12 protein-coding genes are annotated in these 22,463 nt (G+C 74.8%); 1 reads left to right on the top strand and 11 read right to left on the bottom strand.

Annotation, left to right across the window (positions count from 1 at the left end; all coding sequences use genetic code 11):
- Nucleotides 1-19: 19 nt before the first annotated feature.
- Genes NYF13_RS27780 through NYF13_RS27765 form a run of 4 tightly spaced genes read right to left on the bottom strand, consistent with a single transcriptional unit; the run spans nt 20 to nt 12,352 of the window.
- Nucleotides 20-9,427: a non-ribosomal peptide synthetase gene (locus tag NYF13_RS27780; protein WP_315660731.1), complete on the bottom strand. Its 9,408-nt coding sequence runs from the start codon at nt 9,425-9,427 to the stop codon at nt 20-22.
- A 14-nt stretch (nt 9,428-9,441) separates the two neighbouring features.
- Nucleotides 9,442-9,645 carry an MbtH family protein gene (locus tag NYF13_RS27775; protein WP_315660729.1) on the bottom strand — a complete coding sequence of 68 codons (204 nt, stop codon included), beginning with the start codon at nt 9,643-9,645 and terminating at the stop codon, nt 9,442-9,444.
- Entirely contained in the window at nt 9,642-10,880 is a 1,239-nt protein-coding gene (locus tag NYF13_RS27770) for an MFS transporter (protein WP_315660728.1), read from the bottom strand. Before NYF13_RS27770 ends, NYF13_RS27775 begins: the two co-directional genes overlap by 4 nt.
- The gene (locus NYF13_RS27765; protein ID WP_315660727.1) at nt 10,877-12,352 is read right to left on the bottom strand and encodes a condensation domain-containing protein; all 1,476 of its coding nucleotides are present in this window, start codon (nt 12,350-12,352) and stop codon (nt 10,877-10,879) included. Before NYF13_RS27765 ends, NYF13_RS27770 begins: the two co-directional genes overlap by 4 nt.
- 290 nt (nt 12,353-12,642) lie before the next feature.
- Here NYF13_RS27765 and NYF13_RS27760 point away from each other — a divergent pair, with 290 nt between their 5' ends.
- Nucleotides 12,643-13,365 carry a hypothetical protein gene (locus NYF13_RS27760; RefSeq protein ID WP_315660726.1) on the top strand — a complete coding sequence of 241 codons (723 nt, stop codon included), beginning with the start codon at nt 12,643-12,645 and terminating at the stop codon, nt 13,363-13,365.
- Nucleotides 13,366-13,445: 80 nt separating this feature from the next.
- On the opposite strand, the gene asnB is transcribed toward NYF13_RS27760, so the two are convergent.
- From asnB to NYF13_RS27725, 7 genes are read right to left on the bottom strand one after another with little or no spacing between them, the layout of a single operon-like run.
- The gene (gene asnB, locus NYF13_RS27755) at nt 13,446-15,260 is read right to left on the bottom strand and encodes an asparagine synthase (glutamine-hydrolyzing) (protein WP_315660725.1); all 1,815 of its coding nucleotides are present in this window, start codon (nt 15,258-15,260) and stop codon (nt 13,446-13,448) included.
- On the bottom strand, nt 15,236-16,351 hold the full coding sequence (locus tag NYF13_RS27750; protein WP_315660724.1) for a GNAT family N-acetyltransferase: 1,116 nt from the start codon (nt 16,349-16,351) through the stop codon (nt 15,236-15,238). Before NYF13_RS27750 ends, asnB begins: the two co-directional genes overlap by 25 nt.
- The gene (locus NYF13_RS27745; protein WP_315660723.1) at nt 16,348-17,718 is read right to left on the bottom strand and encodes a DUF6002 family protein; all 1,371 of its coding nucleotides are present in this window, start codon (nt 17,716-17,718) and stop codon (nt 16,348-16,350) included. Before NYF13_RS27745 ends, NYF13_RS27750 begins: the two co-directional genes overlap by 4 nt.
- A 22-nt stretch (nt 17,719-17,740) precedes the next feature.
- Nucleotides 17,741-18,673, bottom strand: a complete 933-nt coding sequence (locus NYF13_RS27740) for an LLM class flavin-dependent oxidoreductase (protein ID WP_315660722.1) — start codon at nt 18,671-18,673, stop codon at nt 17,741-17,743.
- Nucleotides 18,664-20,514: a non-ribosomal peptide synthetase gene (locus tag NYF13_RS27735; protein ID WP_315660721.1), complete on the bottom strand. Its 1,851-nt coding sequence runs from the start codon at nt 20,512-20,514 to the stop codon at nt 18,664-18,666. The genes NYF13_RS27740 and NYF13_RS27735 overlap by 10 nt, the downstream gene beginning before the upstream one ends.
- Nucleotides 20,511-21,179, bottom strand: a complete 669-nt coding sequence (locus NYF13_RS27730; protein ID WP_315660720.1) for an FMN-binding negative transcriptional regulator — start codon at nt 21,177-21,179, stop codon at nt 20,511-20,513. The genes NYF13_RS27735 and NYF13_RS27730 overlap by 4 nt, the downstream gene beginning before the upstream one ends.
- Nucleotides 21,166-22,461: a SidA/IucD/PvdA family monooxygenase gene (locus tag NYF13_RS27725; protein WP_315660718.1), complete on the bottom strand. Its 1,296-nt coding sequence runs from the start codon at nt 22,459-22,461 to the stop codon at nt 21,166-21,168. Before NYF13_RS27725 ends, NYF13_RS27730 begins: the two co-directional genes overlap by 14 nt.
- Nucleotides 22,462-22,463 lie beyond the last annotated feature (2 nt).

Here is a 22,463-nt window from a genome sequence, read left to right as displayed (position 1 = left end):
AAGCCGGCACCACGGCCCATCACCGCAGCTCGGTCGTGACCTGTTCGTCCGGCATCCGCTCGATCTCGGCCCGGACCGCGTCGGCGACCCCGGCGGCGAGCTCGGCGACGGTCCGCCGCTCGAACACCACCCGCATCGGCAGCCGGACCCCGAAGGCGTCCTCGATCCGGACGATGACCCGGGTACCGAGCAGCGAATGCCCGCCCAGGTCGAAGAAGTCGTCGTGCACCGCGACCCGGTCCAGGCCCAGTACCTCGGCCCAGATCCCGGCGATCGCCGCCTCGACCGGATCGCGGGGCGCCACCCCCGTCCCGGCCGGGCGGGGCGCGGCGGGCAGCGCCCGCCGGTCGAGCTTGCCCGACCGGGTGCGCGGCAGCCGCTCCAGCGGGACGAACACGGCCGGGATCAGGGGCCGGGGCAGGACTTCGGCGAGCCGGGTGCGCAGTTGCGCCGGCTCCGGAGGGTTCCCGACGAGGTAGCCGGTGAGCCGGTCGCCGGAGACCGCGACCGCGGCGGCGGTGATCCCGGGACACGCCAGCAGCGCGGCCTCCACCTCGCCCGGCTCGATCCGGTAGCCGCGCACCTGGAGCTGGTCGTCGAGCCGGCCGAGGAACTGCAGCGTGCCCGACGGGAGCCACCGCACCAGGTCTCCGGTGCGGTACAGCCGGGCGCCGGGCTCGCCGAACGGGTCGGGCACGAACCACTCCGCCGTCATCGCCGGCTCCCCGGTGTAGCCGCGGGCCACCCCGGCGCCGCCGAGGCACAGCTCGCCGGGCAGGCCCGCCCCGACCGGCCGCAGCCCGTCGTCCAGGACGTACGCGCGGACGTTGGCGATCGGCGCCCCGATCGGCGGCACCCCCCACGGCGGCCCGAGCGGGCCGGTGGCCGTCGCGACCACCGCGTTCTCGGTGGGGCCGTAGTGGTTGACCACCGGTACGCCGGGATCGTCGCCGGGACGGGGCCGCAGGGCGTCGCCGCCGGTGAGCAGCGCGCGCAGGGGCGGGCCCAGCGGTTCGGCCAGCAGGGCTTCGGCCAGCGGCGTGGGCACGAACGTCACCGTGGTGCCGGCCTCGGCGAAATGCCCGGCCAGCGCCGACGGCACTTCGGCCGTCTCCTGGGGCGGGATGTCCAGGCACGCGCCGGACAGCAGTGCGGGCCAGATCTCCCAGCCGGCGGCGTCGAACGACGGGCTGGCGACCTGGCTCACCACGTCGCCGGGGCCGAGGCGGTAGGTGCCGAGGTGCCAGTCGACCAGGTTGAGCAGCGACCGGATCGCCACCGCCACGCCCTTGGGCCGCCCGGTGGACCCGGAGGTGTAGAGCACGTACGCCAGATTGTCCGGTGTGGACGGTGGTGGCGGGACGGCGGCCGGGCGCGGGTCCCCTCCCACCGGGGTCACCCCGCCGTCGTCGACGGCGAGCCGCACCCCGGCGCGATCGACCATGTGGGCGACGCGATCGCCGGGCAGGTCCGGATCGACCGGCAGGTACGCCGCCCCCGCCTTCACCACCCCCAGCAGAGCCGTCACGAACGCGGCGCCGCGCGGCCGCACGACGGCCACCACGTCGTCCGGGCGGGCGCCGCGTTCCCGCAGCCGGGTGGCGAGGAGATCGGCCTCGGCGTTCAGCTCGGCGTAGGTCAGCCGCTGCGCGCCGGACACGGCGGTCGCGTCGGGCGTGCGGCGGACCTGTGCCTCGAAGCGTTCGGCGAGAGTGGCTTCGCCGAGCGGCACGGCTGTGTCGTTCCAGCCGGTGAGCACCTGGCGCAGTTCGGCCGGGCCGGCGACGGGAATGTCCCGCACCGGGCGGGCGGCGTCGCGGGCCACTTCGTCGAGCAGCGTGGCGTAGTGGCCGGCGAACCGGCGCGCGGTGTCCGCCTCGAACAGGTCCGTCGCGTACACCAGTTCGGCCGTGATCGTCCCGTCCGGCTCGGTGAGCAGGTGCAGTTCGAGGTCGAAGCGGGTGGTCCGCGCTTCCCCCTCGAACGGCGACACGCGCACGCCGGGCAGCCTCAGCTCGTCCAGCCCGTCGGTCTCGAACAACTGGAACCACGCCTGGACGACCGGGTTGCGGCTCAGGTCGCGCGGCGGTGCGAGCTCTTCGACGAGCTGCTCGAACGGCAGGTCCTGGTGGGCGAAACCGGCCAGGGTCGTGTCGCGCACCTGCGCCAGCAGCTTCGTGAACTCCGGCGCCCCGGACAGGTCGGCGCGCAGCGGCAGCACGTTCACGAAGAACCCGACCAGGTCTTCGACCTCGGCCCGGGTCCGGTTGGCGGTCGGGCAGCCGACCACCACGTCGTCGGTGCGCGCGTACCGGCCGAGCAGGGCCTGCAACGCCGCGAGCGTCGTCATGAACAGCGTGGCCCGGTGCGCCCCGGCCAGCTCGCGCAGGGCGGCGGTGGTCGCCGCCGGGATGGCGAACTCGACCGAGGCGCCGCGCGAGGACGGCATCGGCGGGCGCGGGTGGTCGGTGGGCAGCTCGATCGCCGGCGGGACGTCGCGCAGCGCCTCCCGCCAGTAGGCGACGCGGTCCTCGACGGCCAGGTTCTCCCGTTGCCAGGCCGCGTAATCGGTGTACTGGACGGGCAGCGCCGGTCGTGGCTCGGACCGGTAGGCCGCGGCGAGGTCGCGGGTGAAGACCTGCCGGGAGACCCCGTCGAACACCGCGTGGTGCACCACGACGTGCAGCACGTGGTCTTCGGCGTCGAGCCGGAACAGGGTGCCCCGCAGCAACGGTCCGGTGGCCAGGTCGAACGGGACCGCCGCGGATTCGGCGGCCCGCTCGCGCGCCGCCGCGGCCGGGTCCGGCGCACCCGAGAGGTCCACCAGCTCCAGCGGCACCGGCTCGGCGCGGACGACCACGGTCTGCTCGTCCGGCAGGTGCGAGCGCAGCACCGAGTGCCGCCGCTGGACCTCGCCGAAAGCACGGGCCAGCGCCGGCGCGTCGACCGGTCCGTGCAGCCGGTAGGTGCAGGGCACGAGGTAGGCGGGCGTGCCCGGCTGGAGTTGCTCGAGGAACCACAGGCGCCGCTGCGCCGACGAGGGCACCAGCGGGGCGTCCGCGGGCGCGGGCCGCAGCGGGCGCGCGGCGGGCTCGGCCGTGGCGATCAGGTCGGCGAGCCCGGCCACTGTGCGGTGGCTGAACAGCGAGCTCAACGGCAGCTCGACCGCGAATTCGCGGTTGACGCGGCTGAGCACCTGCACGCACAGCAGCGAATGGCCGCCGAGGTCGAAGAAGCTGTCCCGCACCCCGATGTCGTCGCGGCCGAGGACTTCCCGCCACACCGCGAGGATCCGCTCGTCGGTTTCGTGACGCGGGGCCGCGGACCCGGCCGCCCCGGACGCGGGCACGGGCAGGGCGGCGCGATCGACCTTGCCGGTGCTCGTGAGCGGCAGCCGGGGCAGGACGACCAGGGCGTCCGGGACGAGCTGGTCGGGCAGGCGGCGGCGCAGGTGCTCGCGCAGCCCGGCGTCGTCCACCTTTCGTCCCTCCACCGGTGACACGTAGCCCGCGAGACGTGGCCCGGCGCCGGTGCGGTGCGCGACGACCACCGACCGCCGCACCGCCGGGTGCTCGCGCAGCACGGCCTCGATCTCCCCCGGTTCGACCCGGTAGCCGTGCACCTTGAGCTGGAAATCGGTGCGGCCCAGGAACTCCAGGGTCCCGTCCGGGCGCCACCGGCCCCGGTCGCCGGTGCGGTACATGCGGGCCCCGGGGCCGGTGAACGGGTCGGGCAGGAACGCCGCCGCGGTGCGGCCGGGGAGGCCGAGGTATCCGCGCGCGGGCTGCGGCCCGCCGACGTACAGCTCACCGGGGACGCCCACCGGCACCGGCCGCAGCCGCCCGTCCAGGACGTGGATCCGGCCCCCGGACACCGGCCCGCCGATGCCCGGCGCGTCCGGCCAGTGCTCCGGCGGCGGCTCGAGCCGCTGGGCGGTGACCACGTTGACCTCGGTGGAGCCCCACTGGTTGTCGACCGGTACGCCGAGCGCGCGGATGGCGTCGGTGACCGCCAGCCGGTCGCCGGTGGTGATCACCTGGCGCAGGCCGCGCGGACGGCGGGCGGCGACCTCGTCCAGCATCGCGCCGGGCAGCAGGACGGTGGTGACGCCGTGCCGCTCGATCAGCGCCGCCACCCGGTCCGGATCGAGCCGGTCGGTTTCGTCGGCGAGCACCGCGCAGCCGCCCGCCCACCACGTCGACCACAGCTCGTAGCTGCAGACGTCCGAGGTCACCGGGAAGTACTGCAACGCGACGGGGGCCTGCGGGTACCGGTCCTCGGCCCAGCGCATGAGCGTCGCGGTCGGGCCGTGCGGCATGACCACGCCCTTGGGACGCCCGGTCGAACCGGAGGTGTAGACGACGTAGAGCGCGTTTCCCGGCCCGGTCGCCGCGACCGGCGCGACCGGCGCCCGTTCCAGGTCCGTGACGGTGACGACCGGGGCCGGGTAGCCGTCGTCCTCGTCCGCGATCACCAGCAGCGCGCCGGAGTCCGCGGTGAGGCCGTGCCGCCGCTCGGCGGGGTGGGCGGGATCGAGGGCCACGTAAGCGGCGCCCGCCGTCGCCACGGCCAGCAGGGTCACCGGCAGGTCCGCGGTGCGCCGCAGGCTCACCGCGACCAGCGTCTCCGGCCCGGCGCCCCGGGCGGCGAGCGCCCCGGCGAGCCGGGCGGCCCGCTCGGCGATTTCGCTATAGGACAGCCGGGTGCCGCCGGCGATCAGCGCGGGCGCGTCGGGGGTGCGGCGCGCGACGCGGGCGAACCGCTCGGTGACGGTCTCCGTCGCCGGCTCGGGCAGCGCGGCGGCGTCGTTCCAGCCGCGTATGCGGTCCAGTTCGGACGGTCCGGCGAGCGGGAGCTCGGACGTCGGGCGGTCGGGGTCGTCGGCGACGGCCGCGAGCAGCGTGGTGTAGTGCCCGGCGAAACCCGTCATCGTGGCGTGGTCGAACAGGTCGAGCGCGTAGACCAGGTCACCGGTGAGCCCGCCGTCGGCGTCCTCGGCCAGGTGCAGTTCGACGTCGAACCGGGTGGTGGCCCAGGGCGGGGTGAACCGCTCGGTGCCCGCACCGGCCACCTCCAGCGCGCAGGACGGGGTGAACAGGTCGAACCAGGCCTGCACGACCGGGTTGCGGCTCAGGTCGCGCGGCGGGGCCAGTTCCTCCACCAGCCGCTCGAACGGCAGCTCCTGGTGGGCGAAGGCGTCCAGGGTGGTGTCGCGCACCTGGTCCAGCAGCCGCGTGAACGACGGGTCGCCGGCCAGGTCGGCGCGCAGCGGCAGCGAGTTGACGAAGAACCCGACCAGCGGCTCCAGCTCCGGCCGGTCCCGGCCCGCGGCCGGGCAGCCGACGACGACGTCGTCGCTGGCCGCGTACCGGCCCAGCAGCACCTGGTAAGCGGCGACGGCCAGCATGAACAGGGTGGCGTCGTGCCGGCGGGCCAGCTCGCGCAGCCGGGTCACCAGGGTGGCGGGCAGCGTGAACCGGACCGTGGCGCCGCGGTGGGACGGCAGCGGCGGCCGTGGCTTGTCGGTGCACAGTTCGAGCGCGGGGGGCGCCCCCGCCAGCCGGTCGCGCCAGTAGGCGGCGTGCGCGGCGATGACCTCCTCGGTCAGGGTTTCCCGTTGCCACGCCGCGAAATCGGCGTAGTCGACGACCAGTGGGGCCCAGCCGGGGTCCGGGCCGCGCAGCGCGGCGCTGAGGTCCGCTTCGAGCACGCCCATCGACCAGCCGTCGAACACGCTGTGGTGCACGGTCAGCTGGAGCACGTGGTCGTCCTCACCCAGCCGCAGCAGCGTCGCCCGCAGCAGCGGCTCCGTCAGGGTGAACGGTTCGCGGGCGGCGGCCAGGGTGAAGTCCAGCGCCGCGGCCGCCGGGTCCGGCTCGCCGGTGAGGTCGTGGTGGCGCAGCGGGATCGCGTCCGGGGGGTCGAACACCAGCCGCGGCTGCCCTCCGTCCTCGACGAACCGCGACCGCAGCACCGCCTGGCGCTCGATCACGCGGTGCAGCGCGGTTTCCAGCGCCACCGGGTCCAGCGGCCCCTGGATCCGGTACGTGGTGTCCGGCATGACGTAGGCGACCGAGCCGGGTTGCAGCCGGTCGATGAACCACAGCCGCTGCTGGGCGAAGGACGGCAGCGCCGGTCCGTCCCCGGCGCGAGGCCTCAGCGGCGCGCGGGTCGGCGCCGGGGCCGGGCCGCCGTGCACCGCGGCGGTGAGCCGGGCGACCGTGCGGTGGCTGAAGATGGCACGCAACGGCAGTTCGAGGCCGAACTCCCGGTTGACCCGGGCGATCACCCGGGTGGCCAGCAGCGAGTGCCCGCCCAGCTCGAAGAAGTCGTCGTGCGCGCCCACGCGGGGCAGTCCGGTGACCGCCGCCCAGATCTCCGCCATCGCGGCCTCGGCCCGGTCGCGCGGCGCGGTGTACCCGCGGACCGCACCGGCTTCCCGGTCGGGCCGCGGCAGCGCCTTGCGGTCCAGCTTGCCCGGTCCGGTCAGCGGCAGCGAGGGCAGGAACACCAGGTAGCCGGGCACCATGTAGTCCGGCAACCGCTGCTCCAGGTGGGCGCGCAGCACGTGGTCGGGCGGTGCTTCCCCGGCGGCCACGACATAAGCGGCCAGGCGCAGGTCGCCCGGGACCAGCTCGACCGGCACGACCGCGGCTTCGCGGACCCGGGGGTGCGCGGCCAGCACGGCCTCGACCTCGCCGGGTTCGATCCGGTACCCGCGGATCTTGACCTGGTCGTCGGCCCGGCCGTGGAACCGCAGCGCGCCGTCGTCGCCCCAGCTCGCCACGTCCCCGGTCCGGTAGAGCCGCGCCCCGGGCTCGGTGCCGAAGGGGTCGGGCCGGAACCGGTCGGCGGTCAGGTCGCTGCGGTTGAGGTAGCCGCGGGCCAGGCAGACCCCGCCGACGTAAACCTCGCCGGGAAGGCCGACGGGCACCGGCCGCAGGTCCTCGTCGAGCACGTGGACCCGGGTGCCGGCGATCGGGGTGCCGACGGGCGGGGCGGCGGGCCAGCCGTACGGGTCCCCGGTCAGCCGGTGCGCGGTGATCACGTGCGCCTCGGTGGGCCCGTACTGGTTGTCGACGCGCACATCCGGGAGCCGGTCGAGCAGGTCCAGCACCTCGTCGCCGAGGTGGAGCTGCTCACCGGCGGTCTGGATCTCGCGCAGCGGCGGCAGCACGTCCCGGTCGGCGGCCGCCTGGGCGATCTGCTCCAGCACCATCGGCGGGCAGAACAGCCGGCGGGTCCCCGCCTCGATCATGGCGTCGAGCAGCTGGCCGCCGTCGCGGCGCTGCTCCTCGGTGACCAGTGCGACGGACTCGCCGCCGAGCCAGCTGGTGAACAGCTCCTGGAACGAGATGTCGAAGTTGATCGCGGAGAACTGCAGGGTCGGGCCCGCCACCCCGCACCGGCCGAGCTGCCAGGCGATGAGGTTGCGCAGCGGCCGGTGGGCCATGGCCACGCCCTTGGGGCGGCCGGTCGAACCGGAGGTGTAGATGACGTAGATCAGGTGGTCGGCGGTGGTGACCCGGGGCGGGTTGCCGGTCGGGGCGCCGCCGCCCAGGACCGGGCGGACTCCGCCGGGGAGGCGGGCGGCCAGCTCCTCGTTCGTGACCGCCAGCGTCGTGCCGGCGTTGCCGAGCATGTAGTGCAGGCGCTCGTCGGGCAGCTCCCGGTCCAGCGGCAGGTAGGCGCCGCCCGCCTTGAGCACGCCCAGCAGGGCGACGATCAGGGCCGGGCCCCGCGGCAGCAGCAGCCCGACCACGTCGTCCGGTCCGACGCCGTGCTCGCGCAGGGCCCACGCGATCCGGTTGGCGCGGGCGTTCAGCTCGCCGAAGGTGACGCGCTCGCCGCCGCTGACCAGGGCGAGCGCGTCCGGCGTCGCCGCGGCCTGGTGTTCGAAGGCGTCGGTGACCGTGCCGCCGGGTGCCGTGCTCGCGGTTCGTGCGCCGGGGTCCGGGCCGTTCCCCAGGTACCGCAGCCGGTGGCGTTCGCCCTGGTCGGAAAGGACGACGTCGCGCAACGCCAGCCCGGGCTCGGCCGCCACGGCTTCGAGCAGGGTGCGGTAGTGGCGGGCGAACCGTTCGGCTGTAGCGCGCTCGAACAGGTCGACCGCGTAGACGAGCTGCCCGGCGAGCGTGCCGTCGGGCTGGTCGTGCAGGTGCAGCTCCAGGTCGAACCGGGTGGTGGTCCAGGGCGGCGCGAACCGCTCGGTGACGGCGCCGTCGACGTGCAGGGTGGTGCGCGGGGTGAACAGGTCGAACCAGGTCTGCACGAGGGGGTTGCGGCTGAGATCGCGTTCCGGGGCCAGGTCCTCGACCAGTTTGTCGAACGGCAGGTCCTGGTGGGCGAACGCGTCCAGCACGGCTTCGCGCGTCGAAGCGAGCAGTTCGGTGAACCGCCGCTCGCGGCGCACGTCCGCGCGCAGGGGCAGCGAGTTCACGAAGAAGCCGATCAGGTCTTCCAGCTCCGGGCGGGTACGGCCGGCGGTGGGGATGCCGACCACCACGTCCGAAGTCTGCCCGTAGCGGCCCAGCAGCACCTGGTACGCGGCGAGCGTCGTCATGAACAGCGACGCGCCGTGCTCCCGCGACAACGCCCGCAGCGCCTCGGCGGTCGCGGCCGGGACCGTGAACCCGATCGTCCCGCCGCGCTGTGAAGGCACCGGCGGACGAGGCCGGTCGGCGAGCAGCTCCAGCACCGGGGGCGCCCCGGCCAGCACCTCCCGCCAGTGCCGCGAGGCGGCTTCGGTGGCGGCCCCGGAAAGCACTTCTCGTTGCCAGGCCGCGAAATCCGCGTAGCTCACGGGCAGATCCGGCCAGTCCGGTTCCGTGCCGCCGAGCACCGCGCGGTAGGCGAGACCGAGGTCGCGGCCGTAGACGTCCATCGACCAGCCGTCGAAGACGCTGTGGTGCGCGGTGGTCTGCAGGACGTGGTCCTCGGCGCCCAGCCGCAGCAGCGTCGTGCGCACCAGCGGGCCGGTGGCCAGTTCGAACGGCGTGCCCCCTTCGGCGCGGGTGAACTCCGCCGCCGCGGCCACCGGGTCGGGGGCGCCGGTGAGGTCGACCCGGCGCAGCGGAATGCCGTCCACGTGCTCCACGCGGGGTCCGCCCTCGGCCTCGGGGAACCGCGACCGCAGCACCGGGTGCCGGTCGAACACCAGCCGCAGCGCGGTTTCCAGCGCGGCCGGATCGAGGGGACCGGTGATCCGGTACGTCGCCTCGGGCATGACGTAGGCGACCGCGCCGGGTTGCAGCCGGTCGAGGAACCACAGCCGCTGCTGCGCGAACGACAACACCGGCGCCGATCCGGCCGGGCGCGGTTCCAGCGCGGGGCCGGTGGGCCGGTCCAGGCCCGCCTTCGAGCCGCGCAGCAGCCGGGCGAGCAGGGCGTTCTGCTCGTCCGACAGGTCCGGGCGTCGCGTCGACATGCGCTCTCCTCGGGTCAGGACTGCGGACGCGCCAGCGCCTCCCGGACGCTGCGCGGGGTGATGTCGGTCCACACCTCGGCGATGTGCGCGAGGCAGTCGTCCTGGGGCCCGCTGAAGCCTTCGTCGGACCAGCCGGGCGGGTTGTCCCGATCGGCCGGCCAGATCGAGTGCTGGTCTTCGTGGTTCACCACGACCCGGTACCGCGTTTCCCCGTTCACGATTCCTCCTTTGTGGACATCCGATCCGGACGATCGCGCCGCAGCAGCACGGCGGCGCCCGCCACCGCGGCCAGGACCGCGGCGACGACGACGAGGGTGAGATGACCGGCCACATTGGTCAGTCCCGCCCCGGTGAGCAGGGCGAGCACCGAGGGGCCGAACAGCAGCATGTAGAGCCCGGAGGCGGCCCGGCCCATCAGCTCGCCGGGGGTCCGCCGCTGCATCAGCGTGATGGCGCCGATCAGCATCCAGGCCAGCCCGACCCCCCGCAAGGCGTTGCCGGGCAGCACCACCGCGACGGACGGGACGGCCAGCAGCGCGGTGCCGGCGGCGTTGAGCACCGCCGCGCAGCCGACCGTGCGCGCCTCCCCGAGCTTCGCGATCAGCCGCGGCGCGAGCAGCCCGCCGACGACCGAGCCGATGCCCTGCATGCTGGTCACCACGCCGAGGAACGCCGGAGCCCGGCCGAGACCGGTGCTGACCACGCCGAACAGCGCGGTGGTGACGAACCCGGCGGTCAGCATGATCACCGCGGCGGCGCCGACGACCACGCGCAGCTCGGCGACCTTCGCCAGGTGCCGGAACCCTTCGGTGAGTTCGGCGCGCAGCTTGGCGTGCCGGGGCTTCGGCGCCGGTTCGGGCACCTTGATCTTCCACAGCACCGCGCACGCGACCAGGAACGTCAGCCCGTCGAGCAGGCCGATCAGGCCACCGCCGACCCAGACGAACAGGGCGGCCCCGGCGGCGGGCGCGAGCACCTTCATCCCCTCCTGCATGGAGGTGTAGGTGCTGTTGGCCGTGCCCAGCAGCCGTTCGGGCAGCATCGTGACGAACAGGCCGCTCTGCGCGGCCGCGAGCACCGCGATGGCCACGCCCGAAGCCAGCATCACGAGGTAGACGAGCCAGACGTCGTTCGCGGCGTGCACGAACAGCAGCGACGGCACGATCACCGCCAGGCACGCGTTGGTGGCGATCATCAGCGACCGCTTGCGCACCCGGTCGGCCAGCACCCCGAACAACGGCGAGAACAGCGTCGGCAGCAGCAGGAAGAACGACACGAGCCCGCCCGCGCCGTCGTTGCCGGTGAGCGTCTTGACCCAGACGCCGGCGGCGAGGGTCAGCACGTTGTCCCCGAACAGGGACACCCCCACCCCGAGGAAGTACGCCCGGGCCCGCGGTTCGCGGAACAGGTCTCCCATCGTGGGCGGGTGTTCGGTGGTTCCGGACTTGCTCACGCATACTCGCTCTCTACGGACCGGTCATTGCACGCCTCGATGAGCGCGAGCTCTTCGGGGGTGATCAGGGGGACCCGGCCGACCCGGACCCCGGGGTCGGCCGCGACCGCGGTCAGCATGGCCAGGAAGTGCCCGGTGAACCAGGACATCGTCCGGTCGTCGAAGAGGTCGGCGGCGAACACCACGCGTCCGTCGAGCCGGTCGCCCTCGTCGACCAGGTGCAGTTCGAGGTCGAAGCGGGTGGTCGCGGCGGCGGCGCCGAACTCGGCCGCCTCGATCCCGGGCAGCCGGGGCACGCCGGCCCCGGTTCCCGCGCCGAGCACGTTGAACAGCACTTGCACGATCGGGTTGTGCGAGAGGTCCCGGCGATCGGCCAGGTGCTCCACGAGCCGGTCGAACGGCAGGCGCTGGTGCGCGGTGGCTTCGGAGAAGCGGTCGCGGACCCGGTCGAGCAATGCGGCGAAGGTCGGCTCGCCGCCGCAGTCCACCCGCACGGGCAGGGTCTGGGCGAAGAAGCCGATCATGTTCTCCAGCTCGCGCCGGTCGCGCCCGGCGACCGGCACGCCCAGCACCACGTCGGTGGTGCCGGCGTAGCGGCCGATCACCGCGTGGAACGCGGTGAAGGTGACCAGGAACAGGCTGGCCGAACGGGCGCGGGCCAGCTCGCGCAGCGCGGTGGTGGTCGCGGCGGGCACGGTGAACCCGGCGGCGCCGCCGCGGGCGGACGCGATCTTCGGCCGGGGCCGGTCGGTGGGCAGGGCGAGGACGGGGGCGAGGCCGTCGAGCCGCTCCCGCCAGTAAGCCAGGTCTTCGGCCACGCGTTCGTCGGTGAGGTACCGGTGCTGCCAAGCCGCGAAGTCCGCGTACTGCACCGGCTCCTCCCCCAGCTCCGGCCGCCCGCCGCCGGCGATCGCAGAGTACGCCTCGGCCAGCTCGCCGGAGAACACGCTCAGGGAGGCGCCGTCGAAGACGCTGTGGTGCACGGTGATCAGCAGGACGTGGTCGGTGGCGGCCAGCCGCAGCAGCTTGGCCCGCAGCAGCGGTCCGGCGGCCAGGTCGAAGGTGCTGTACGCCGCTTCGGCCACCACCTCCCGGGCCCGGGCCACCGGGTCGCCGGAGCCGCTGAGGTCGTCGAGCGCCAGACCGGGCCAGTCCGGCGCGATGTCCTGGTACGGCTCGTCGCCTTCGACCGGGAACCGGGTCCGCAGCACTTCGTGCCGGTGGGTCACCGCGGCCAGCGCACCGTGCAGGGCACCGACGTGCAGGGCGCCGCGCAGGCGGTAGGCGATCGGGATGGTGTAGCCGGGACTGCCCGGCTGGAGCCGGTCGATGAACCAGATGCGGCGCTGGCCGTGCGACAGCACCGGCCGGCCGGCCCGGGCCCCGGCGGCCGGTCCGTCCGGCCGGGACCGGGCCCCGGCCAGCCGCCGCCGCAGCAGCTCTTCGCGCTCGCCCGACATGCCGCTGGTCATCGCGGATCACCCCACTGCGTGAGAGAGAGTTCGGAGGGGAAGGAAGCCCGACCGGGTCCGCCGCCGGGCCGGCCGCCGAGGTCTACACCTGGCACGGCCGCGCGCAGCCCAGCTCGGTCGACGAACCGCCGGGGGCGCCGCGACCCCCGGGCCCGGTAGCCGGCGGGCCGGCCGGTGCGGTCCGGGTACGGCGGGAAGCCCTCCACGCCTTCCGCACCCGGCCCGCGGCGCTCGGCCTCCGGGCCGGACCGGTGGCGGTGCGCGTGGTCGGCCGGTCCCGTCACTCGTCGGTGCCCGCCGCCGAAGTGATGCTCTCCGCTCCGGCGCAGATGGGCGGTGCACTGGTCGTGGCGCGGGCCGATTCGTGCCTCCCGGGCCATCCCCGGCCCGGTTTCGCCCGCGCCACCGCCAAGGCCGTCGACGCGCTCGCCGGGGTGGGACGGCAGCCGCCGGAACACCGCGACCGGCTCGCCCCGATGTCGCCGTTCGGCCCCGCCGCCCTGCGGTTCCGGCGGCACCGCGGCGCTCTGGGGCCGGACCCGGCCGGGCCGATTCTCGAGCCGGCCCGGCCCGGGGGAACCCGGTCGATCACCGGGAAAGCCGTGCTGCGACGGTGCTTTCGGGATCGGCTGCCGCAGTGCGTTCCGGTCGCCGAGCAGATCGAGCGGCCGCGCCACGGCCTCACCTCCGTGCGGGAGTTCCGGACCGGCCGGGAGCGGCCGGGCGTGCTCGGCGAACGGGACGCGGGCGTCCGGTACGTTCCCGAGCCCGTCGAAGACTGGCCGCGCTTTCGGCCGTCCGATGCGCTCGGCCGGCGGCTGGGTCCCGGTCACGAAGGCGTGCACGTCGAGCAGCTTGCCTTCGGCGCCCGCCACGGCAACCCGGCCCGCCGCCCCGGCCTCGAACCCACCCCGAACGGGGGAATCGCGTTCCACCACGAAGAACTGGTGCGCACCCCAGGGCGGTTCGACGACGCCCCGGCTCCGGCCGCGAGGCCGGTGGCCTGGGCGTAAGCCGTCGTCTTCGCCGCCGCTCCCGGCCGGGGCCAGAGCTGCTTCGGGGGCCAGGCGAGAGCGGCCGATCGGCCCGCCGTTCAGCCGAGCGCGACGTCGTAGGCACGCAGCCATCGATCCACCTCCAGCAGTGGCAGCAGCAGGTGCAAGGTGTCGGCGACGGCCATCAGCGGACCACGGCGGTCTCGCAGGGCGTACACCTTCTCCTTGTCCAGCAACGGGGTCAGTGGCGAATCCGGGTCGGCGAGCAGCGCGTCGAGCTCGCGGCGCACGGCCTCGCCGTAGGCGGGGGCGAACGTCGACGGGTAGGCGCTCTTGCGTCGCCGCAGCACCGGTTCGGGCAGCAGATCGGCCACGGCCGCACGCAGCAGGCTCTTCTCCTGGCCGTCGAAGGTCTTCATCTTCCACGGCACGTTCCACACGTACGACAGCAGCCGGTGGTCGCAGAACGGGACTCGTACCTCGAGCCCGACCGCCATGCTCATCCGGTCCTTGCGGTCGAGCAGGTAGGTCAGCGGCCCCTGCAGGCTCAGGTAGAGCACTTCGCGCATCCGCGCGGCCAGCCCGGTTTCGCCGGTCAGGCGGGGGACGCGGGCGAGCAGGGTGGCGTAGCGGTCCGCCTCGTCCTCGGCGGGCCGGACCCGGGCCAGCACGTCCGGCGCCAGGCAGCCGGTGAGCCGGGGGCCGTTGCCCAGCCAGGGAAAGGTGTCCGCGCCGACGGTCTTCGGGTCGAGGAACCACGGGTACCCGCCGAACACCTCGTCGGCGCCCTCGCCCGAAAGCGCCACGGTGAACCGCTCCCGCACCTGCCGGAACAGCAGGTACATCGACGTGTCGAACTGCCCGAGGGTGGGCAGGTCGCGGGCGGCCAGCGCGTCGGGCACCGCCCCCGGCAGCAGCTCCGGGTCCAGGACGACGTCGGTGTGGTCGGTGCCCAGGTGCGCGGCCGCGGCGAGGGCGAACGGGCTGTCGCGCTCGGGCCGCAGCGGGGTGGGCCGGAAGTCCCCGGCCGAGCCGGCGAAGTCCACCGAGTACGTGCTGAGCCGCTCCGGCTGCCGGGCGGCGGCGAGCGCGGCCACCGCCGTGGAGTCCAGGCCGCCGGACAGCAGCAGGCAGCGCGGCACGTCGGCGACGAGTTGTTCGGCGACGATCTGCTCCAGCAGCTCCCGGACGGTGCCGATGGTCGTGTCGAGGTCGTCGGGGTGCTCGTGGCTGACCAGGTGCCAGTACGGCAGCACGTGCGTCCCGGTCCGGTCGATCCGCGCGAGGTGACCGGGCGGAAGCTGGTGCAGGCCGGTCAGCGGCGTCTCACCGGGCAGGGCGAGGCGGGGGTTGAACAGGATCGGCAGGTCTTCGAGCCGGGTCCGCGGGCGGAACCCCGGGTTCGCCAGGATCGCCTTGGGCTCGGACGCGAACAGCACGCCGTCCGGGCGCGGGTGGTAGTACAGCGGCTTGACCCCCAGCCGGTCCCGCACCAGCAGCAGTTCCTCGCGGTGGACGTCCCAGACGCCGAAGGCGTACATCCCGGCGAGCCGGTCCACGCACCCGAGGCCCCACTCCAGGTAGGCCCGCAGCACCACCTCGGTGTCGGACGTCGTGGTGAACCGGTGCCCGAGCCCGCGCAGCCGCGCGCGCAGTTCGCGGAAGTTGTACAGCTCGCCGCTGTAGACCAGCACGACCGGCCGCCCGGCGGGCCCGGCGGCCACCATCGGCTGGGCGCCGCCTTCGAGGTCGAGCACGGCGAGCCTGCGGTGGCCGAGCGCGGCGTGCGGGGACAGCCACACGCCCTCGCCGTCGGGACCGCGGCGGTGCAGGGTGCGGGTCATCGCCGCGACGGTGTCCCGTTCGCGGGTCAGGTCCCGGTCGAACGCTATCCAGCCGGCGATGCCGCACACGGCGCACCTCCCAGGAACCCGCCGAGGTCGACGATCCGGTGCCCGTGCACGCCTTCGGTCCGCCACTGCAGGTCGAGCCGGGGCGCGCGGCCGGCGTCGCGGAAGTACCACGCCTCGAACCCGCGGCCCGCGGGCACCAGGACCGGGTTGGCGACGAGGAAATCGCGCACGGCCGGGGTGTCGCGGCGCACGCACAACCGCAGCCGCTTGCCCGCGAAGTGGTTGGCCGGCAGCCGGACCAGCGGGTGCAGCTTGCGCTTGAACTGGAAGATCCCCTTGCTGAGGAAGGGTTCCGTGCCCGACAGGTCGACCTCCGGCACGGCGTTGTCCGCCGCCCAGGCCAGGATGGCCACGTACAACCCGAGGTAGGTCCCGGTGCGGTAGGCGTCCGCGCCGCCGCCGAGCACGCCGGCCAGCCTCAGCACCAGCGCGCCCGGCTCGCGCCGGCACAGCATCCCGGCGACGCGTTCGCCGTGCTCGCGCAGGAAGAACAGCACCCCCCGGCCGAACAGGCTGTGCCGGGCGAGGGCGAAGGGCTCCGAGCGGGCCGCGTCGCCGTGGCGGCGGCGCATGGTCGGCACGTGCATCCGGTGGTAGAAGTACTCGAAGTCGGCGCGTCCGGTCGCGACCTCCAGGCTGCGGTCCCGGCTCCGCTGCTCGCGCTGGTACTGCTGGCGGGCCTTGCGCGACAGCCGCGCCGGCACCGCGGCGGGGTCGTTCCCGGGGCGCACCACCAGGTGCACCCGGAACGGCAGGTCGACCTGCGCCCGCCCGGCCGGGGCGGGCGGGCTCCCGGCCAGGTACCCGACGAACAGGAGGTCGGCCTCCGCTGCGTCCAACCGCGCCCACGTGCTCCGGTGCCGGCGCCGGCGCCGGGTCTCCCCCCGCCGTTGTTCCGCGTAGGGCAGGACGTGCCGCAGCCCGTCGTCGATGCCCGCGTAGGCCAGCACCGGTCCGTCGCCGGCCGGGTACGAGACCGTCACCCGGGGACGCGCGCTGGCCAGCCGGTCGAGGCGCCGGTGCCAGTCGCCGACCCGCGGATCGGTGCTGTTGTGCCACCGGTAGCGAGCTTCACGCAGGGCAGCGGTCATGCCAGTACCGCCGCGGTCAGCGCTTCGGCCAGGTCCGCGGCGTTCGCCGCGGGGGTCGTGTGGGCGGGGTCGAGCGGCGGCACCAGCTCGTCGGTGTAGTAACCCGAGGCGTGGGCGATGATTTCGGTGCCCGCCGGGACGAGGCCGCGCTCGCGGGCGAGGAGCACGCCGGTGAGGACCTTGACCAGCGACCACTCCCGGATCAGGGCCGGGTCGGCGGTGATGCCGATCCCGGCGTTCGCGGCGAGCGAGCGGACCTCACCGAACCGGTCCAGGCATTCCCGGCGGGACACCACGATCCCGCCGCCGCCGTGACGGGCGATGAGCGGGTCGATCTCGGCCGAGGTCGGCGGGTTCTTCGTGTAGAACGTCGCGTCGAGCACCTCGCCGGGGTCGTCGGTGACGGCGGGGAAGGCCGGGTCGGCCGGCTCCTCCTGCCGCCAGGTGCCGCCGGGGCCGGGGGCGTACGGGCGGGGTTCGCGGCCGAGGGCGCTGACCACCATGTCGGCCGTGGCCAGCTGCTGCACCAGCAGGAACCCCGGGTGGCGCGCGGGTTCGGCGAACTCGGGGTACTCGCGGGAGGTGAGCAGCTCGTGCCCGAAGTGGTAGCCCAGCAGGCCGTAGCCGCTGGAGACGGCGTGGGCGTGCCAGCGGGGCGGGGAGTCCGGGGTGATCGGCGCCAGCTCGGCCTCGACGAACGCGCGGACGACGTCGGCGGCCCGGTAGTTGTCCAGGTCCAGGGTGTACCAGCAGGTGAAACCGGTCTTGCCGGCCAGCCACGGCGACACCTGCGCGAGGACGTCGGTGGCCAGCCGTTTGACCCCGGCGGGCCGCTCGACCGCCGCGACCACCACCGGGTTCGCCGCGCGCAGCTGCGGGTCCGCCGACAGCGGCCCGCCGCGCAGCTTGGCCCGCGAGGCGGCCGGCACCACCACTACCAGCCGCAGCTCGTCGGGGGTGGCGAGCCCGCTGGCGTAGGCCCTGGCCACCGCGTCGCGCAGGGCCGTGCCCTTGTTGCCCGAGGTGGGGGTGAGCAGCACGAGCCGTTCGCCGGTGGTGCGGATGTGGTGCACCGCGCGGGCGACCATGGTCAGCGACGCCACGGACTTCGTGGTGCGGGTACCGGGGTTGCGCATCAGGTCCAGCAGGTGCAGGCCGGGATCGACCTCGGTCAGGCCGATGTCGGTGACGTCGGCGAAGCGGCGGAAGTCCTCGCTGGGGTGCTCGGGCAGGTCCAGCGCCACCGCGGGGGTGTCCCGTCCGGCGCGGCGGGCCGCGGCCCGGCGCATGGCCGTCCGGACGCCGGCGTAGTAGCGGACGAGCGCCCGGGGTATCCGGGTGTCGGTCGTCTGGTTCTCCACGGACATGGCGGGATTGCACCCTTTCTGCTCAGCGCTTCGCGTTCGACGCTTTCCGTTCACCGTTTTCCGTTCGGCGCCGCAGGTCCGGCAGGACGTCGGCGGCGACGCGTTCGAGCACCGCCGGGTCGGCCACGTGGGGTGGCCCGGTTCTCGGGTAGGGCACGACCAGGTCGCTCAGGCCCGCTTCGGCGTAGGCCGCGGCCAGCTCGGCGAACTCGCCCGCCGAGGCCAGCGCGGAGCGCGTCCGGTCGGCGTGGAACACCAGGCGGGCGGGCTCGGCGGGATCGCGGCCCTCGGCGAGGCAGGCGTCGGTGAAGCGTTCGGACTGCTCCCGCACGGTCTCGACGTCCACGACCGCGGCGCGCAGCCCCGGCTCGGGGGTGTGGCCGTTGGTGATCCAGGTGTCGGCGTGGCGCGCGGCGACGCGCATGGTGCGGGGGCTCGGTGCCGCGACGGCCAGCGGCACTCGCGGCCGTTGCGTGCAGCCCGGTGTCAGCCGCGCTTCCACGGCCCGGTAGTGCTCGCCGGTGAAGTCGGTGACGTCCTGGCGCAGCAGCCGGTCGGTGAGGGCGGTGAACTCGGCGAACCGGGCCGCTCGCTCGTCCCGGCCGGGCCGGGGCCGCCCGAGCACGCGGCTGTCGGGTCCGTCGACCCCGGCGCCGAGACCCAGCACGAGGCGGCCGCCGGAGATGTCGTCGAGCGCGACGGCTTCCTGGGCCAGCGGCACGGGATGGCGGTAGTTCGGCGTGCACACGAGGGTGCCCAGGCGGATCCGGGTGGTGACCGCGGCCGCCGCGGCCAGGGTCGGGACGGCCGCGAACCACGGCCGGCCGGCCAGGTCGCGCCAGGAGAGGTGGTCGTGCACCCAGGCGTGGTCGAAGCCGAGGTCTTCGGCGGTGCGCCACAGCCGGGCGGTTTCGCGCCACGGCTGGGCGGGCAGGATGAGCAGCCCTACTCGCACGGACCCTCCCCGGTGGCCAGCGCGGTGCTCAGCTCAGCGGCGCTGAGCGCCCGCACGCGGGCGACGAGCGCGTCCTCGACGACGGCCGCGAGGGCCCGCGGGGTACGCCCGTCGAACACGGACCGGACTTCGATCTCGACCCCGAACTCGCCGACGAGCGCGGTGACGAGCCGGGTCGCGAGCAGCGAGTTGCCGCCCAGTTCCAGGAAGTCGTCGACCGCTCCGACCCGGCCGGCGCCGAGCACCTCGGCGATCAGGCGGCACAGCACGGCTTCCTGGTCGCTGACCGGCGGGACGTACGGCGTGGCCGGACGGCGCCCGGCCACGGGCCGCGGCAGCGCCTCCCGGTCGAGCTTGCCGTTGCGGTTGAGCGGCAGGACGTCCAGGACCTGCAGCGTCGCCGGGACGAGGTAGTCCGGCAACCGGTGCGCGGCGAAGGCCCGGACCGCGGCGAGGTCGGGGGTGGGCCCGGCGGGCAGCAGGTAGCCGTCGAGCCGTACGGACCCCCCGGCGTCCTCGCGGGGCACCACGACCGCCTGCGCGACCCCGGGGCAGGCCGCGAGCACGGCTTCGGCGTCGCCGGGCTCCACGCGGAAGCCCCGGACCTTGACCTGGCTGTCGAACCGGCCCAGGAATTCGAGCCGGCCGCCGCGGTCACGGCGGGCGCGGTCGCCGGTGCGGTACATGCGGGCGCCGGGCGCGCCGTCGAACGGGTCGGGCCGGAACTTCGCCGCGGTCAGCCGCGGCCGGCCGAGGTAGCCCCGGGCCACGCCGCGGCCACCGATGTACACCTCGCCCGGTTCCCCGTCCGGCACCGGGTTCAGGTGCTCGTCGAGCAGGTGCACCGCGGTGGCGGGGATCGGCCGGCCGAGCGGCGGCTCGCCCGGCCAGTCCGCCGGCGCGCCCGGGAGCGGGTGGGCCGTGGCCTGGTGGGTTTCGGTGGGGCCGTACTGGTTCTCCAGGCGGGCGCCGGTGGCGGCGCAGAATCGCCGCACCTCCTCGGTGACGCACAGCCGCTCGCCGGCCGCGACGACGTGCCGCAGGGAGCCGAGGTCGGGTGTGCGCTCGCGGGCGAGGTAGGCGCTCGCGAACTGCTGCAGGAATCCGGGCGAGAGGTAGAGCCGTTCGACGCCCTCGGCCGCGACGAGGTCCATCAGGAGGTAGGGGTCCCGGCGCCGGTCTTCGTCGACGACCACCAGCCGTCCCCCGCCGAGCAGGGTGCCGAAGATCTCCTGCAGCGACATGTCGAACCCGAGTGAGCACAGGTGCGCGCACACCAGGGGTCCGGCCGAGCCGGCGATCGCCCAGTCGGCGACGTTTTCGATCGGCCGCGAACCGAGCCCGACCCCCTTGGGCGCTCCGGTCGAGCCGGAGGTGAACAGGACGCACGCGAGGCCGTCCCGGTGCGCCGGACGTGGGCCACCCCCCGTACCGTCCACATCGGACGCACCAGACCCGTCGGACCCGTCGGACCCGTCGGACCCGTCGGGAACGTCGAGCGTCGGCAGCCGCGGATCGGGCGAGCGGCCGACGACCAGCCGGGCCCCCGCGGTGGCGAGCATCCTCCTCAGCCGCGCGTCCGGGTGGGCCGGGTCCAGGGGCAGGTAGACCCCGCCGGCTTCGAGGACGGCCAGCAGCGCGGTGATGGCCGGGATCCCGCGGGCCAGGCCCACCCCCACGACCACCTCCGGGCCGACGCCCAGCCCGGCGAGGCGGCGGGCGAGGCGGGCGGCTCGGGACGCGAGCTCGCCGTAGGTGATCCTCGTCGCGCCGTCCACGACGGCGATCGCGTCCGGGGCCGACGCCACCCGGGCGGCGAAGCGGACGCCGAGGGCGGTCATCGCCGGCCCACCCCGATCCGTGCGCGGGCGGCCCGGGCGATCAGCGCGGCCAGCCGGCGGTGCAGGCCGTGGTCGCTGCCGGCGAAGGACTCCACGACGCGGTCGCAGACCTCCGGCTCCTGTTCCTGGCTGAGCTTGAACATGCCGTCCGCGGTGGTGACCGCCACCTCGAACGCCCCCACCCCGGGCAGCAGCGTGCCGAAATAGCCCCGTGAGGAAGTCTGGTCCCAGCCCGCGCCGAAGCGGTCTTCGAGGACCCGGGCGGTCGCCCGGACGATCCGCATGGTGTGGGCGGAGCCGGTCAGCGGGCGCAGCGCGCCGCGGACGTGCACGGCGGTGAAGTCCCAGGTCGGCGAAGCCGGGGTGGTCCCGTAGACCGCCGGGGACACGTACCCGTGGGGGCCGTGGAAGACGACGAGCGCGTCCGCGCCGCCGGCCAGCGCGGGCCAGTGCGGGTTGGCCCGGTTGAGGTGGCCGTACAGGGTGGCCCCCGCGAGGGTGCCCGGCGGCTCGGTCCCGTCGACGTCGGCGGCGAACACGATGGGCAGGTGGGTGGCCAGCGGGCCCGCCGGGCCGGGGGTGACCAGGATCGCCAGCGGGTGCGCCCGCACCAGCTCGATCAGCCACGCCGGGTCCGGCGCCCGGTAGATCTCAGGAACGAACACCGGCCCGCTCCTTCCGCCCGGCCGCGACCGAATCCACGATCTCCCCGGCCCGCACGGCGGAGGTGGACAGCAGCGACGAAGAAAGCCCGTGCGAGTGCTCGGTGCCGCCCTGCAGGTAGATTCCACAGTGGACGTTGTCGCCGGTGGTGATCCGGTAGTCCCGCTCGATCCGGAACTGCCCGGACCCGGCGCGCTTGCACAGCTCGGCCGCTTCGCCGAGCACCGCGCCCGGTTGCATCGGCCGGTAGCCGGTGGCGTAGACGACGACGTCGGCTTCCAGCTCGTGCACGGTCTCCTCGGCCATCGCCCGCACCTGCAGCACCACGCTCCGGTCGCGTTCGTCCACCCGGGCCACCTGGGACAGGTGGTGCAGGTGCAGCCGTGGCCGGCCGGCCACGCGCTCCCGGTACACCCGGCGGTAGAGGTCCTCGATCAGCTCGATGTCCACCACCGAGTAGTTGGTGTTGCCGTGGTAGTACCGGAACTTCTCCTTCACCGACTCCGGCGCGACGAAGAACTCGTCGACCGCGGCCGGGTCGAACACCCCGTTGGCGAACGGGGTGTCGTCGGCCGGGCTGTAGCCGAAGCGGGAGAACACGGCGTGCACCTGCGCGTCCGGGACCTGCTGGTGCAGGTACGCGGTCACTTCGGCGCTGCTCTGCCCGGCGCCGATCACCGCGAAGCGGGCGGCGGCGCGGCCCTCCGGCCCGGCCAGGTTGCCCAGCAGTTCGCTGCTGTGCCACACCCGCGCCGAACGGGTGACCCCGGGCGGCAGCACCGGCTCGATGCCGGTGCCGATCACCACGTTGCGCGCCCGGCGGACGGTTTCGCCGGCCGGTCCGTCCGCGACGACGTCCAGCGCGACGACCCGCTCACCGTCGACCACCGGCCGGACCCCGGTCACGGTCGTGCCGTAGGCGACCTGCCCGGTGAACTCGGCCGCGGCCCATTCGAGGTAGTCGTGGAACTCCAGGCGGGTGGGGAACAGCGTCTTGTGGTTGATGAAGTCCACCAGCCGGGACCGTTGGTGCAGGTAGGTCAGGAAGGTGAACCGGCTGGCCGGGTTGCGCAGGGTGGCCAGGTCCTTGAGGAAGCTGATCTGCATGGTGGCGTCGGCCAGCAGCATCCCGCGGTGCCAGCCGAAGCGCGGCTGGCGCTCCAGGAACGCCGCCCGCAGCCGCCGGCCCGGTGCCGCGGCGGCGTTGTGCTCGTGCACGGCGATGGCCAGGGCCAGGTTGGCGGGCCCGAAGCCGACCGCCACGATGTCGTCGGTGTCGTCCATGT

Origin of the sequence: Amycolatopsis sp. PS_44_ISF1 (assembly GCF_032335455.1) — a bacterium.
Lineage (GTDB): Bacteria > Actinomycetota > Actinomycetes > Mycobacteriales > Pseudonocardiaceae > Amycolatopsis.
This window is presented reverse-complemented; position numbering and strand designations above follow the sequence as displayed.